17 protein-coding genes are annotated in these 15,279 nt (G+C 41.8%); 1 reads left to right on the top strand and 16 read right to left on the bottom strand.

All coding sequences use genetic code 11. The features are described 5' to 3' along the window. Positions 1-9: 9 nt before the first annotated feature. The 10 genes from CSV76_RS14030 to CSV76_RS13985 form a co-directional block, all read right to left on the bottom strand. Positions 10-969 (bottom strand): ribose-phosphate diphosphokinase, encoded by a 960-nt coding sequence (locus CSV76_RS14030; protein WP_085427757.1) that lies wholly within the window; start codon positions 967-969, stop codon positions 10-12. 27 nt (positions 970-996) lie between these two features. Beyond that, on the bottom strand, positions 997-2,355 hold the full coding sequence (gene glmU, locus CSV76_RS14025; RefSeq protein ID WP_099625962.1) for a bifunctional UDP-N-acetylglucosamine diphosphorylase/glucosamine-1-phosphate N-acetyltransferase GlmU: 1,359 nt from the start codon (positions 2,353-2,355) through the stop codon (positions 997-999). Between the two features lie 727 nt (positions 2,356-3,082). Further along, on the bottom strand, positions 3,083-3,370 hold the full coding sequence (spoVG, locus tag CSV76_RS14020; protein ID WP_085427755.1) for a septation regulator SpoVG: 288 nt from the start codon (positions 3,368-3,370) through the stop codon (positions 3,083-3,085). A gap of 252 nt (positions 3,371-3,622) precedes the next feature. Next, a complete protein-coding gene (locus CSV76_RS14015) occupies positions 3,623-3,997 on the bottom strand; it encodes a RidA family protein (protein ID WP_099625961.1) in 375 nt (124 codons plus the stop codon). Further along, complete coding sequence (purR, locus tag CSV76_RS14010; RefSeq protein ID WP_085427753.1) at positions 3,985-4,827, bottom strand: pur operon repressor; 843 nt, start codon at positions 4,825-4,827, stop codon at positions 3,985-3,987. Before purR ends, CSV76_RS14015 begins: the two co-directional genes overlap by 13 nt. 58 nt (positions 4,828-4,885) lie before the next feature. Next, positions 4,886-5,752 (bottom strand): 4-(cytidine 5'-diphospho)-2-C-methyl-D-erythritol kinase, encoded by an 867-nt coding sequence (gene ispE / locus CSV76_RS14005; RefSeq protein WP_085427752.1) that lies wholly within the window; start codon positions 5,750-5,752, stop codon positions 4,886-4,888. 185 nt (positions 5,753-5,937) lie between these two features. Beyond that, complete coding sequence (locus CSV76_RS14000) at positions 5,938-6,288, bottom strand: DUF2200 domain-containing protein (protein WP_085427751.1); 351 nt, start codon at positions 6,286-6,288, stop codon at positions 5,938-5,940. Between the two features lie 14 nt (positions 6,289-6,302). Then, a complete protein-coding gene (locus CSV76_RS13995; RefSeq protein ID WP_085427750.1) occupies positions 6,303-7,370 on the bottom strand; it encodes an NAD(P)H-dependent flavin oxidoreductase in 1,068 nt (355 codons plus the stop codon). A 24-nt stretch (positions 7,371-7,394) separates the two neighbouring features. After that, positions 7,395-7,598 (bottom strand): hypothetical protein, encoded by a 204-nt coding sequence (locus tag CSV76_RS13990; RefSeq protein ID WP_099625960.1) that lies wholly within the window; start codon positions 7,596-7,598, stop codon positions 7,395-7,397. A 176-nt stretch (positions 7,599-7,774) separates the two neighbouring features. Beyond that, on the bottom strand, positions 7,775-8,821 hold the full coding sequence (locus CSV76_RS13985; protein ID WP_085427748.1) for an S-layer homology domain-containing protein: 1,047 nt from the start codon (positions 8,819-8,821) through the stop codon (positions 7,775-7,777). A gap of 511 nt (positions 8,822-9,332) precedes the next feature. Between CSV76_RS13985 and CSV76_RS13980 the strand changes: the two genes are divergently transcribed. Further along, positions 9,333-10,619 (top strand): lytic polysaccharide monooxygenase, encoded by a 1,287-nt coding sequence (locus CSV76_RS13980; protein WP_233204499.1) that lies wholly within the window; start codon positions 9,333-9,335, stop codon positions 10,617-10,619. 142 nt (positions 10,620-10,761) lie between these two features. Here the strand turns inward: CSV76_RS13980 and CSV76_RS13965 are convergent, their stop codons facing one another. From CSV76_RS13965 to CSV76_RS13940, 6 genes are all read right to left on the bottom strand, one after another. Then, positions 10,762-10,935 carry a small, acid-soluble spore protein, alpha/beta type gene (locus CSV76_RS13965; RefSeq protein ID WP_085427746.1) on the bottom strand — a complete coding sequence of 58 codons (174 nt, stop codon included), beginning with the start codon at positions 10,933-10,935 and terminating at the stop codon, positions 10,762-10,764. Between the two features lie 140 nt (positions 10,936-11,075). Continuing rightward, positions 11,076-11,342 (bottom strand): biofilm formation stimulator Veg, encoded by a 267-nt coding sequence (veg, locus tag CSV76_RS13960; RefSeq protein WP_029054863.1) that lies wholly within the window; start codon positions 11,340-11,342, stop codon positions 11,076-11,078. A 143-nt stretch (positions 11,343-11,485) separates the two neighbouring features. Continuing rightward, positions 11,486-12,379 (bottom strand): 16S rRNA (adenine(1518)-N(6)/adenine(1519)-N(6))-dimethyltransferase RsmA, encoded by an 894-nt coding sequence (rsmA, locus tag CSV76_RS13955; protein ID WP_085427745.1) that lies wholly within the window; start codon positions 12,377-12,379, stop codon positions 11,486-11,488. Continuing rightward, entirely contained in the window at positions 12,372-12,938 is a 567-nt protein-coding gene (gene rnmV / locus CSV76_RS13950) for a ribonuclease M5 (protein WP_085427744.1), read from the bottom strand. Before rnmV ends, rsmA begins: the two co-directional genes overlap by 8 nt. Positions 12,939-13,071: 133 nt before the next feature. Next, positions 13,072-14,334: a G5 and 3D domain-containing protein gene (locus CSV76_RS13945; protein ID WP_085427743.1), complete on the bottom strand. Its 1,263-nt coding sequence runs from the start codon at positions 14,332-14,334 to the stop codon at positions 13,072-13,074. Positions 14,335-14,465: 131 nt separating this feature from the next. Next, entirely contained in the window at positions 14,466-15,233 is a 768-nt protein-coding gene (locus tag CSV76_RS13940; RefSeq protein ID WP_085427742.1) for a TatD family hydrolase, read from the bottom strand. Positions 15,234-15,279: the final 46 nt, after the last annotated feature.

The raw sequence follows: 15,279 nt of genomic DNA, 5'->3' as shown, positions 1-15,279 counted from the left end.
AACTTGTCATCACTCAAATAATGTACTTACAGATTTGTTCTCAAACACACGAATAATTGCAGATGCCAATAATGGCGCAATGGATAGCTGTTTGATTTTTGGAGATTGTTTACTTTCCGGCAATTTAATAGAATTCGTAATCACTAATTGCTTGATTTGAGAATTATTAATGCGCTCAATCGCTGGTCCGGATAAAACAGGGTGTGAACAACAAGCATACACTTCTTTGGCTCCACTTTCAATTAAGGCGCTCGCAGCAATCGTGATAGTACCAGCTGTATCGATAATATCATCGATCAATATCGCGGTCTTTCCTTCTACATTGCCAACGATATTCATGACCTCCGCTACGTTAGGACGTGGACGACGCTTATCAATAATCGCAATTGGCGCTTTCATACGATCAGCCATTTTACGCGCTCGTGTTACACCGCCGTGGTCAGGTGAAACGATAACCAAGTCATCGCCCCCTAGTCCTTCGCTCTGGAAGTACTCAGTTAAGATCGGCTCTGCAATCAAGTGATCGATTGGAATGTCGAAGAAACCTTGAATTTGTGGTGCATGCAAGTCTACTGCAATTACGCGGTCAGCTCCTGCTTTTTCTAGTAAGTTCGCAACTAATTTAGCCGTGATAGGTTCACGTGAACTCGCTTTACGGTCTTGGCGTGCATAGCCGTAATATGGCATTACCACGTTAATCGTACGCGCGGAAGCACGCATTAAGGCATCTAGCATAATGAGAAGCTCCATTAGATTATCGTTGACCGGATTAGAAGTGGATTGAATAACAAATACTTCACAGCCACGGATGCTTTCATCGATATTGATTTGGATTTCTCCGTCACTAAAACGTTTGACTGAGAGTTTGCCGAGCGGAAGCCCGATTTGCTCTGCTACTTCTTGTGCAAGTGGTTCATTCGCAGTTAAAGAAAAGATTTTCAGTTTGTCGTTTGGATAATGATTTGCCATGATGGCCCTCCTGTTGGTTGGGTAAGATTAGTTTTTTACGTATCCTTCTTTATTCTCTTGCCGAACGCGTGCAATTGCAAGTGAATTTTCAGGGACATTTTTTGTGACTGTGGATCCCGCTGCCACAATCGCATTCTTTCCTATCGTCACTGGTGCGACTAAATTGGCATTGCATCCAATGAAGGCATAATCTTCTATCTCTGTCTTGTGTTTGTTTTTACCGTCGTAATTCACTGTAATCGTACCACAGCCAACGTTAACATTCTTGCCTATTTCCGTATCTCCTATATAGCTGAGGTGTGAAACTTTACTACTGTCACCAAGTCGTGATTTTTTCACCTCGACAAAGTTTCCAACTTTCACATGATCCCCGAGCTGTGTTTCAGGACGCAAGTGAGCAAATGGCCCAACTGCCGTCTGATTGCCTATAGCGCTATCACGGACAACTGAAGAATGAACTGTCGTGTGGTCGCCCACCGTACTGTTTTGAATGTGACTGTTCGGACCAATGATACATTGTGAACCGATCTTCGTAGCGCCTTCAATGATTACGCCAGGTTGTATAATCGTGTCACGTCCAATTTCAGCTTCTGCACTAATCACTGTTTGCTCAGGACTGATGATTGTGACGCCATTACGCATATGCTTCTCTGCTATCAGTTGACGCATGCCTTTTTCAGCCTTCGCTAATGCTACACGATCATTGACACCTAGCGTTTCATGGAAGTCTGGCGTCGTGTAAGCTGAAATTCTCTGCCCTTCAGATTTCAAGATTCCTAATACGTCTGGAAGATAGTATTCGCCTTGTGCGTTATCGTTGTTCACTTTTTTCAGCGTGTCGAATAGCACACGATTATCAAAGCAGTACGTACCTGTATTGATTTCCTTGACGAGGCGTTCTCCATCATTTGTATCCTTATGTTCAACGTTCCGTACTACGTCGCCGTTCTCTGCGCGGATGATTCGACCATATCCCGTCGGATCATCTGCAATTGCAGTAAGTATCGTTGCCTTCGCTTCTGTTTCGTGATGGTGTGCAAGGAGTGCTGCCATCGTTTCCGTGCTGATTAGAGGTGTATCACCGCAGACGACGAGTGTGGTGCCGTCAAGATCTGCAAGTACGGCCTCCGCTTGTTGCACAGCATGGGCAGTGCCTAATTGTTCTGCCTGCAGGGCGTATTCACTTTTGTCGCCCAATGTTTGCTCTACCATTTCAGCGCCGTGACCGACAATCGTGACAATCCGATCTGCTTGAAGATCACGAATATGATTGATCACATGCTCCACCATCGGCTTGCCACAGACTGGATGAAGTACTTTGTAAAGATCCGACTTCATTCGCGTGCCCTGTCCTGCTGCTAGGACGATCGCATATGTGTTTTCCATCTGTCAGCCTCCATCCTTATTTGATAAATTCATAATTGACTATATCGGAAATGACTGACTTTTTCAAGCATATCCCCTTGACAATTACATAGGTTTATTTTATGATTATTAATCTTTTTGTGAATATATTGGTATAGGAATAAAAGTTTTAACCAAAGTGTCATTGAAATGGAGAGTTACGTTTTGAGTACAAGGGGATTGAAGCTCCAGCTGGGGACGCTTTCCGGTGGGCGTGGCTTGAGCCGCTTGAGCCGCTTCCTCCGCTTTCAGCTCCGTCCAGGGTCTCAAGGCGCACGCTGATCCACTCGGAGTCGCCCCAGCTTCCGCTTCAATCCTACATAGATAGCGGAAAGGTATAGATCACTCACTAGCGGTAATGTGTAATTTATTGTTGTCTTTTAACTTGTTTAAGTTCAAGTACATAAAAATACAAACCTAACTTCTATGGACAATAATAAGTATTATCTACTTACAATGCAGGGATTTTCGTTGCGAGCGGCGACTCCCGATGGATCAGCTCGAAAGGAGAGACAACCAAAAGGGAGCTTGCGACCTGGTTGGCTCACCGAGAGCCCATGGGAAAGCGTCCGCTCGCAACGAAAATCCCATCCCCTATCCCATTTCTAGCTTTTCCATTACTATTTCAAAACAACAAAAAGGCCATCTACTCGAATAGATGGCTTTTTTGTGGATACGACATATGGAAACGCTGTCTTACTTTATAAAATTATAGAACAGCCTCTTGCAATTCCCCTTGCTGCTCGCCTACTTGATGATATGCTGCCAGGATGGACTCCTGTACCTTCGTTCGTGCATCCGAATTAATCGGATGCGCCACATCGCGGAACTCCCCATCCGGTGTGCGCTTGCTCGGCATTGCCACGAATAATCCGTCATTCCCCTCGATGACTCGGATATCATGGATGACAAATTGATCGTTAAGCGTAATGGAAGCAATTGCTCTCATTCTACCTTCCGTGTCTACCTTGCGTAATCTCACATCTGTGATCTCCATTTTCCCCACTCCCTTGTTGTCTACTGACACTGAACGTATTCTAGGTTAGTTGGTATGATTACATTTTAACCATAATACTTGTGCTGATTCTATAATACTAGTTTTCCCGTCAAATGAAAATAGAATTTTTTGTGAATTTTTAAATTTTTGTATAATACTTCAAATGTCAGGCTACTTTTAGCCTAATTATTATGCCATAACGAGAAAAATCCGCCATGATCTTATGCTGATCATGGCGGATTTCAATTTCTATTATGGACAAAGCGCGATTGCTTCTATTTCCACTCGTACGTCTTTTGGAAGGCGTGCCACCTCCACTGTCGAGCGAGCCGGTTTGTGCTCACCGAAGTGTTCTTCATAAATGGCGTTTAACGCTCCGAATTCATTCATATCCTGAATGAATACTGTCGTTTTAATGACTTGTTGTAAACTTGAACCTGCTTCTTCAAGTACTTTTTTTAGATTGTGAAGAACTTGATTCGTTTGTTCTTCGATTCCGCCGCTTACTACTTCCCCAGCAAGCGTCAGAGGAATTTGTCCAGACGTGTACACTACTCCGTTCACTTTTACTGCCTGTGAATACGGTCCAATTGCTTGTGGAGCTTGTTCTGTTTTTACGTATTCCATAACTCATTACCGCCTCTCGTGAAATAATTTCCTTCTTCCAGCTCAATCTTACGGTGTTTCTCGTCAACCGCATGCAGTTTCACCAATGAAAGATAATCATCTACCAGAACTTCTTCGAGATGTTCAGCTTCCACCAAAACCGCCACTCCGCCAAGTTCACAGTCGAATTCTTCAAGCAGGCTCTTCATACCTTGCATCGTGCCGCCCACTTTCATAAAATCATCTGTCAACAATACTTTCTGACCGCTCTGCATACTTCTCTTCGACAGCACCATCGTCTGGATCCTGCGCGCAGAACCCGAAACGTAATTAATGCTGACAGTAGAACCTTCCGTCACTTTGCTATCTCTTCGAACGACGATGACAGGTACGTTCAAATGCCGCGCAATCGCGTGGGCGATAGGAATGCCCTTTGTCGCAACTGTCATAATTGCATCAATTTCTTTATCATAGAAAGCTGTCGCAATTACTTTGCCGATTCGATCAAGAAACCTGGGATTTCCTAACAGATCAGTCATATACAAATAACCACCTGGAAGTAGTCGATCTGACTTTCTAAGTTCGTTCATTAATGAATGAATGACTTCTTTTATCTCCTCACGACTGACTAACGGAATATATTTAATACCGCCAGCAGCACCTGAAATCGTGATTAAACGACCCGTACCGCTTTCTTCAAATGTCTCTTTCAAAATACCAAGATCTTCACTAATTGAGGACTTGGCGGCTGAATACCGGTTCGAAAAAAACGTCAAAGAAATGAGTGTGTGTGGATTTTCCAGCAAATGACGCGTCATATCGACAAGCCTTTCACTTCTTTTCCATTTCATATAATACCGACTCCTAAATCCGAATGATTTATAAGTAGACTATCATAATCGTCCGGTATTAATCAACTACAATACGTTCACCAAGCATACGTACGGCATGTACATCCTGGCAGAACCCTTTCAAGGCATTGACGATTCTTGGTACACGCGATTCATGCTTCACTAATCCAAAGACTGTCGGACCGCTACCGCTCATTAAAACAGCATCTGCCCCAAAACGCTCCATTTGTTCTTTAAGTATGACAACTTCTTTATGGAGACCCATCGTTACGGGCTCCAGTACATTTCCTAGCGAAGCACACATCTTGTCATAATCACTTGCCTGCAAAGCTTCCATCATACGCTCCGTTTGGGGATGCGAAATGGAGGACAAGTCCAACTGACCATAGATATTGCCTGTCGATACGCCAATTGTCGGCTTCGCCAGCACGACCCAGCAATTAGGTGGAGCTGGTAGATGAGTGATATCTTCTCCACGTCCCCTTGCAATAGCCGTGCCACCGTATACACAGAACGACACGTCTGAGCCAATTTCGGAACCAAGCACCGCTAATTGATCAAGTGATAGCCCGAGATTCCACAGCCGATTCAATCCACGAAGAGCTGCAGCTGCATCTGAGCTACCACCTGCTAGTCCAGCGGCAATCGGTATATTCTTATCCAGAGTAATTTCAACTCCATAATCCAAGCTATAGCGCTTACGCAATAAATCCGCTGCCTGATACGCCAAGTTTTTGCGATCATTCGGCACAAATCGATGAGACGATTTAATTGTAATAGCATGATCCGTCGTTGGACGAAGCCATATACGGTCTGCCAAATCAACCGTTGTCATAATCATTTCGACATCATGATAGCCATCCGGTCTTTTGCTTAACACATCTAATGTTAAGTTGATTTTCGCAGGCGCCTTTTCGTAAATCATGATAAAAGCTCCCTCCCCACAGCATTGTTCTTGCTCATATATTACCACAGAATGAATAGAACATAGGAGGATTAATAAAAAAAAGAACCGCAAAGAAATACACGGTTCTTTACTCTAATTTTGATAAGGCAGTCATTAGACATTTGCTTTACTACAACTTGATTGTTCAACTGCAACTTCAGTTCTTATTGACGCAAAATCTTTTCCATCGATTTCCCTTTCGCCAACTCGTCAATTAACTTATCCAAATAACGAATTTCTCGCATCGTTGGCTCTTCAATTTCTTCTACTCTAATACCGCATATAATACCTTTAATCAACGTCCGAGAAGGGTTCAACTTAGGAGCCTCAGAAAAGAAGGTCTCAAAGTCTGTTTGTTTTTCAATTAGCGCTTCCAACTCCTGTTGGTTATATCCCGTTAACCAATGAATGATTTCATCGACCTCCGACTTTGTACGTCCTTTTCTCTCTACCTTTTTAATATACAATGGATACACACTCGCGAAACTCATTGTATAGATTTTATGTTTAACCATCATCCATCCTCCTATCATCTATTGCGTATGATCTTCTCTACTTGGGAAACGATTTCCGCTAGTAAGTCCGCAACATGTTGCTTCTTACTCAAACGGGGCGATTGTCCGCTCCAAAGATGTATCCATTCAGGACGATTTTGCTTAGCGGCCTCATTGCGTATTCCTGTTGTTAATGTATTCATTATAGGATAATCAGGCAGACTTTCTTCATAAGGTTTCATTTTCGTTATAAACTCATTCTGAATGCCTCTAGCTGGCTTGCCGCTAAATACCGATGTGATGACAGTTTGATCTTCCGTACTATGTAAAATGGCGTCGGCGTGCTGTGATTTTGCGCCACTTTCAATAGCCGTTACAAAAGCCGTCCCCATTTGAACAGCTTGCGCGCCAAGTGTAAGAGCTGCCAAAACGCCTCTTCCGTCCATTATTCCTCCGGCTGCAATAACCGGGATTTGCACTGCGTCCGCAGCTTGCGGTACAAGCGACATCGTTCCGATCATAGAATCATCGAAACTTCCCGAAAACGTACCTCGATGACCACCTGCTTCACTACCTTGCATGACGACCATATCCACACCCGACTCTTCATTGATCATTGCCTCTTTCACTGTCGTGGCAGTCCCCATGACGAGGATGTTATCTGCTTTTAGTCGTTGGACTATGTCCTTAGTCGGAACACCAAACGTGAAGCTACAAACTGCTATTTTTTCTTGTATAATAATTTCTATTTGCTGTTCAAAGTTTGCTGTAGATATCATTTTCACTTCTGGCTCTGAAACATGTAACTCTTCACGGTATGGTCGTAATAAATCATTAGCCTTCTTAATCTTTTCTTTGGATAGATCAGATGTCTCGGGAATAAATAAATTGACACCAAAAGGTCGATTCGTTAATTCCTTAATCTGTTTTATTGTTGCTTTCATGTCTTCTGCTTTCATATAGCCCGCGCCCAGTGTACCTAAACCACCCGCATTGGATACAGCCGCTATCAGTTCTGGCGTGGTCGTACCGCCAGCCATTCCTGCTTGTATAATGGGATAGGTAATACCCAATTCTTTTGTTAAGTCATTTTGATTCCACATCTTTACTAACCTCCCTTTAAAAGATTATGTAGTAGTTTTAGTGTTTCTCTCTTCTTCACGTCTGACCCATATTTTATTTCCCAACGAATAACCTATTAAAGCAGCGACTACCATAAGCGCAATAGATATAAAAGAATTCAGTTCTGGAAAAAACAACTCTTTGATGAAGCTGATCATACCGACAAAGATACCTGCAAATAGAGCTCGTCCTAAATTGCCTTTCTTCACCATTTCCCCTCCTACCATTTCGGGCGACTAAAACAGCCCAGAGAATTCTAAAACGTATAGTGACTGTTCACTCTAGCATAACGTAAATTGTAAAAATTTGAAGTTTCCACGTTCGTTTTGTGTAATAGAAAAAAGTTACAAAGATATTTCACTTTGTAACTCCAATAAACAACCTGTTACTTTAACATTGAATGCGGCAAATACACTAAATTAGCGGCAGTACTTACATTGTCATCATTCACTGTAAGAATTACTACGTATCCGGTCTTTTCCCATCCTGAATTGAATGTAGTTTCATTATCTGTGTCCGAGTAATAGTCTGCTCCGAATTCACGTTGTGCCTGTTCGTTTAATTCATTGTATATTGCAAACATCTCACCTGAAGTATGATAGTAGTCTTCGCCACCCATAAAGTCATAACTTATGAACTGCAACTTATTATTTTCAAAGTAGTAAATTAGATCTGTATAGTAATTATACTTTGTAGTCCGGTAGATCAATAATCGTTTATTTCCTTCACGTAAATTGGACAGCAATATAGCTGGTGACTTTGATTCGACATTCATTACTTGTGCAGGATCCATTCCAAAATGAATACCTCTTGTAACCATGACAGGCGGCACAGGTCGGAATGCGGGATCCATAGCTCTTGCTACGAATGCAGCAATATGCGAACGAGTCAGTGTTTCATTCGGTTTAAACGTGCCGTCCGGATAGCCCGAGGTAATATTTTCAAAAGCTAGCTTACGCACCGCATTATACGCAGTAGAACCCTTCGGTACGTCCTTAAATCGAATATCTTTTTCTTTCGTCAGTTTAAACGCATTCGCAATGAATGCAGCCATATGTCCACGTGTTACTTTTTGCGTCGGTTTAAATGTACCATCGGGATAGCCGTTTATAATTCCTGCTTTCACCGCAGAGTTGATATAGCCAGATGAGTATCTGCTGGCGGGAACATCTTTAAACTTCGTCTTCGTTTTCTTTCCATCAAGCCCTGTCGCTTTAGCCACCATAATTGCTACTTCTTCACGTGTCACTTTATCGTTTAACCCAAAATGCGCAGTAGGTTCAATCACTTTGTTTTCCAATAAATACATAATAGCCGTATAGTTCGGGTGAGTTTTCGGAACATCTGTAAATACTTTAGTAGAAGCATGTGTTGTAGGAGCTGACGATAGTGTCAAAACAAGTAGCAAAATTACTGTAAAAATCTTTTTCATACGTATTGGTCCCCTTTTCCCATAATATGTACTGACTATATCATGTTAATTTAGGTATAAGATGAAAACGTTAAAACATGTTGTTTTACTACACAAACGTACTAAATTCGCTACTTGTATACACCCCATTTGTACATATATATACATACAGTACTATTTTCCAAAGACATCAACGCTATATCACTACTGAATATGTAATGGTTAGTCAGAATAGACTATCAACTTTGTGCTGTGCAACACAACGTTATAAATATTGATAAGTATAAATTCTTATTTTGCCATCAATTAAACACCGAATTCCTGTATATATAGACTTTTCTTAACAGGTATATAGTTATACTTATTATCCATTATTACTGTCAAATATTTCTTTCGCGACACATTTTTGTTAATTACTAATTGAATTTACTATAATAGTGCTGTATTTCAAACATTGATTCTTACGGAAAATGGTTCTATGATGAAGCCATATAAAACATAGTTATTCCAAACTATAAGGAGGAAGAAACAAATGTGGTTACGAATGTCCCGCATAGCGGTCTTGCCTATCTTCTTTGGTGCGCTAATTGTCCTGCTTTCGACTTTTTCATTTACCAACCAAGCATCTGCGCACGGATATGTAAGCCAACCCGAAAGTCGAGCACTTTTATGCAAGCAAGGAGATAATAAGAACTGCGGTAAAATAATTTATGAACCACAAAGCTTGGAAGCACCCGGGAACTTCCCGATAGGCGGTCCAGCAGACGGGAAAATTGCCAGTGCTAATATTTTCTTCGAATTAGATACACAAACACGCCTTCGTTGGCAAAAGGTACCGATGAAAAAAGGTCCCAATCAATTCAAATGGAAATTTACAGCACCACATGTGACTGCTTCATGGGAATATTACATAACACGGACAGGATGGGATACGAATCAGCCATTAAAACGGGCTGATCTCCAAAAGTTCTGTACAGTAGACGGGAAGAAACAAAGACCGCTTTCCGAAGTAAAACATACTTGTAACATACCTGAACGGACCGGTTATCATGTAATTCTAGCCGTATGGAACATTGGTGATACAAAGAATGCTTTCTACAACGTGATTGATGCTGATTTCGGAGGCAAACAAGCACTACCAACTGAGCCCGACAAAACTGTGGACATGATACCTCTAACACCAAGCAAACCAAGCTTAGCACCTGAAACACAGCCAAGCCCCGATAAGGACAAACCAACTCAACCCGCAGTCAAATGGGATCAAGGTATTGTCTATGTAGAAGGAGACCAGGCACGATTTGAAGGCAGCTTATACGAAGCGAAATGGTGGACTCGCGGTGATCTCCCTGGTGATTCAGCCGTGTGGAAGCTACTTGAGTCTTCTACCTCGGAGATTCGCGACTGGAAGATGAAGAACGTTTATACGGTAGGGAATCAAGTGCTACATGAAGGAATCGTTTACGAAGCACAATGGTGGACGAGCGGTGATACTCCAGGGGAAAAGGATGTTTGGAAATTCATCAAGATCATCAATGCTGACGTGAAGAAGTGGGAAAAGAAACTAGTCTATCTAGTAGGGAATCAAGTTCTATATAATAACGATTTATATGAAGCGAAGTGGTGGACACGTGGAGATCTTCCTGGCGATTCAGCGGTTTGGACATTAGTAAAATCCGCTGCTACAGGCGTGCCACAATGGCGTACTACAAATGTATACGTTACTGGCGACCATGTGATGTACAACGGCAATCTATATGAAGCGAAATGGTGGACACGTGCGAATGTCCCTAGTGACAGTGTACAGTGGAAGCGTAAGTAATTTAATATGATCGAAAGGCTATATACCAGTCAATATGACCGGTATATAGCCTTCTCATTTATCAAAAAAAGAACCGCAAAGCAATTATGCCTTTGCAGTTCTATCTGTCAGCCTGTTTTGGATTCTACGGACATTGGTTGGATTATTTCTTTTCCTCCACTTGTCTACTTGCCATTTCAATTGCATGTTTTACCATGTTTCCTGCATCACGTGAGCGAATACCGCCCCAGCCTTCTTTCTGAACAACGTCATAGAAGCCAAGCTCTTTCGCGATTTCTACTTTCAATTGATCTGACATGACGCCTTTTCTCGCCATTTTAGTTTCCTCCTTTTCGGCTGACATATGTAATATGAGCCATTTAGAGAAAATCACACTTCGTTTATGCAAAATAATAAAAAATCCGCCAAGAAGTTCTGGCGGATTCACTAGGAAATAAATTAAAATAGCATGATGAATTACTTGATGATAAACGCTGTTTGGTCCGAACCATCAAGAACTGTTATTTCAACCGCTTCGGTTAAAATATCAGCATAGCTGTAAGAAACTCTTTCAAACGCATTGTCATCCTGATCCAACTCTACTACGAAAACGGCACGATACGTATCGCGCAACACTCCAGCATGTTCGATCGTCTTCTTACGACCACCATTTGCTTTCAAGTGAAGACGTTTCCCTAAATGAGCGTCCAGTGACTTTTTAATGTCTGCTAATGTTTTTGGCATGTTACTTACACCTCACTAAATATAAGCATAACATTTTTACATGCGTTTGTCAATAAAATTTTTATTTTAACAGTTTGTCTATGTCTTTGTCAATTACTTTATGATGAAATTCACTATTTTTTCATATGAAATTGTCATTAATTTTATTCCGGTTTTAGCTTGCCAAAGTGAGGGTATAGTGCATTGGCCAGTTTAATGAACTCTGCAATCGATAATGTTTCCCCTCGTCGGATCGGATCTATACCTGATTGTTCAAATGCTTGTTGAATCAGTTCCTTTTTTTCTTTCCCCTCAGGTAGCGATGCTTGAAGATTGTTCCACAGCGTCTTGCGGCGATGCAAGAACGATCCTTGCGTCACAGTGAATAAGAAGTCTTCATCCGCTACAGGAGCGTGTGCCTCTTCTCTGCGCGTCAAACTAAGTACGGCTGACTCCACGTTCGGTTGCGGAATGAACACTGTCTTCGGCACAATCATAGATACTTCTGCGTCCATATAGTACTGGACAGCGATTGATAATGAACCATATGCCTTCGTGCTAGGCACTGCCGTTATTCGATCAGCTACTTCTTTTTGCATCATAATAACAAGCTGACTAACGCGAGCTTTTTCCATCAAGAATTTCATTATGATCGGCGTTGTAATATAATACGGTAAATTGGCGACAACTACGATGTCTTCATAGTCTGCAAATTGTTCTTCAATCACTTGATGAATATCCGCTTTTAATACGTCTTGATGAATGACGGTGACATTCGAATAAGGTGACATCGTATCTTCGAGTACGGGTAACAGTCGACCGTCTATTTCAAACGCCACAACCTTACCTGCCTGCCGTGCAAGATGCTCTGTTAACGCACCGATTCCTGGTCCTACTTCAATTACCCCTGTATCTTTCGTGATCGCTGCATGCGAGACGATGTTATGCAGTACGTTTGAATCCACTAAGAAATTTTGACCTAAACTCTTCTTGAATGAAAAACCATGCTTTTGCAAGATTTCTTTCGTTCTCGCTGGCGTTGCTATGTCTTTATACATCAGTTGTCATTTCCTCCTCGTCAAGAACTTGTATCGCTTCATTGAATGTTGCGATAGAAATTCGGAACATCTCCAGTCGTTTCTTCAATCCTTTGCCGTTTACCTGTCCTATATGCAGTAATTCTGACAAACGTTCTCTGCGCTTTCTCGAATCACTGTGACCGATCAATCTTGCCTCTAATAATACAGCCATCGGTATCTCTTCTATTGTATGCTCGCTCACTGTATAAACAGAAGCCAACGCTTGACGAATCGCTTCATCATTCGCGTGTTCAATCCCTAAACCACGACCATTTTTCGCTATAGTTTCCTTCTTCGGTAAAAACGCATGTTTAACATCAGGGATTTGTTCTTCAATTATGGCCCGAATACGTCGTCCAGGAAAGTCTGGATCAGTGAAGACGATGACCCCACGTGTCTGTTGTGCATGACGTATCCGCTCGATGGTCTTGTCCGAGATTGCTGAACCATTCGTTTCAATCGTATCTGCTCCTGTTGCACGTTTCACAGCCACTGTGTCAGACTTTCCTTCAACTACGACTACTTCTTCTATATTCACAACATTCCTCTTTTCTCACGATATCATTCTTACTATTTTACTGCGTTTTTCTATTCTATACAACCTTACCGATAGGAAACAGAAAAAACCGATAAGAGGAAGAGTTTTTCTTCTCCTTATCGGCTAGCTTTTATTAGTTGATAACTTTGATTTTTACTTGACGGCGACCAAATGCATAAGCCGCTTCTTTTGTAGGCATGTGCAAGTCGATACGGTTTCCTTTAATAGCGCCCCCTGTATCTCCTGCAATTGCGTAACCATAGCCTTCCACCCATACTTTAGAGCCTAGTGGAATGACTCTTGGATCTACTGCAATCAATTTCATACCTGGATTTGCGCGCAAGTTAACGCCTGTAGCTGTGATTCCCGAACATCCGTTACAATAAGCTGTATACGCGCTTGCATTAGCGTAGAATTCTTTTCCGCCGCTAGGCTCCCCGCTGTTGCCACGTGATACTGCAACTTGTGCTTTTGCTGGCGTGCTTGAAGATTTTGCCGACGCGCTTGTAGCCGCTTTTGCCGGTGCAGCCGCTACTTCTACTTTAGGTGCTTTAGCTCCTACGTGAACTACTTTGGCCGTTGGTTCTTCTACCATTGTTTTGCCAACGAATTCACGTGAAACGATTTTTCCGTTCTTTTTCGTGATTTGGAACTTCTTTTGTAACTTACCCTTTTTACCATTCGTGACGACTTTCTCTTCACCTTTAAGCATTGTCATATCTGTTTTTCTCTTTGTTTTGAAATCTGCTGGTTCTACTACTACATCAGTAACTTTTTCAACACGCGCGATGTTTACCACTGCATTTGATGCTGTTAGTTTCGCACTTGTGTCACCTTCTACTTTATCCAAGTTTGAAAGACGGATGTTCTGATCCGTTAAAAACTTTCTCACTGTAGTTTGAGTAGACCATACAGTACTTTCTTTTCCACCGTCTTTAACCGTAACAGGAAATGCTTTTGCAATCGCAATTGGCTGATTGTCTGTAATCTTCGTTTCTAGAGCAGGTTCGATTTCATCATGTGTAGTGATTTCAATTCCCGCTGTCTTCAAGACATCATTTACTGTAGCATCTGTTGTCCATAGCTCTTGTGTCTTGCCATCTACATCAATCATAACTTGTTTAGCTTTTTGCCATTTGATTGCTGTATCGTTTTCAACTGGCGTGTTGACTGCCGGTTCTACTATGTCATGTTTTGCTACTTTTACGTCATTTGCCGCTAATACTTCTCCAACCGTAGCTTCTGCTGTACGTAATTCTATTTGCTTTCCATTAAGATCCATTGAGACGTTTTTCTTTTTCCCGTCAATCAATACGAGTGACGTTGTTGCTACGAATAATGCGATTGCCATGAATAAAACTGCAATACGCATACCCTTATTATTCTTCTGAGACATGTAAAAGTTTCCCCTTTCATTACTCGGCTGAGTATATAGCGTTTATTTTTCACTGTCAAACTATTAAACTACCTATCCTTGCCAACTAGAATCTTTTCAGACGTGTAAGACAAATAATCGCCATAAATCGTTCACTGAATCTTAAACAGTTGTAATGCATTTGCAGTCGTTTGTTTGGCTACTTCCTCAACCGATACTTCCTTTAAGCGGGCAATTTCTTCTGCCACCAGTGGTACATAAGAAGGTTCATTACGTTTCCCTCGATAAGGATGCGGCGCTAAGTATGGTGCATCCGTTTCGATCAGTAGCTTGTCAAGCGGAATCTGTGTCGCTACTTCTTTCGGCATTCTAGCATTTTTAAATGTTACAGGTCCACCTAGCGAGATGAAGAAGTTCATATCTATACATTGTTTAGCTGTTTCCACGCTGCCGCCGTAACAATGCATGATCCCTCCGACTTCCGCCGCATTTTCTTCTTGTAGAATGCGAACTACATCGCCTGTTGCGTCGCGGTTATGAATGATGATTGGCAAATCTACTTCTTTAGCCAACTGTATTTGTTTGCGAAATACTTCTTGCTGTATGTCTTTCGGCGATTTATCCCAGTGATAATCGAGACCGGTTTCTCCGATTCCGACCACCTTTGGATGCGCTGCTAATTCCTTGATCCATTGTAGATCGCTTTCTGTGCAATCTATTGCATCAACAGGATGCCAGCCAATAACGCCATAGATGAATGGATATTGTTCTACTAATTCCATGGCCTTGTTGATAGTTTTTGTATCAAACCCAACTACAACCATCTTTTCTACGTTTGCATCAATTGCACGTTGAATGACTTCTTCCACGTCTTCTTCGTATTGATCTGCATTTAAGTGAACATGTGTATCAATAAACATAGTATCTCTCCTAACACTGTTTCCTATTCTATAATTTTTGTTTGTG

This window comes from Sporosarcina sp. P17b (genome assembly GCF_002743115.1).
Lineage (GTDB): Bacteria > Bacillota > Bacilli > Bacillales_A > Planococcaceae > Sporosarcina > Sporosarcina ureae_C.
This window is presented reverse-complemented; position numbering and strand designations above follow the sequence as displayed.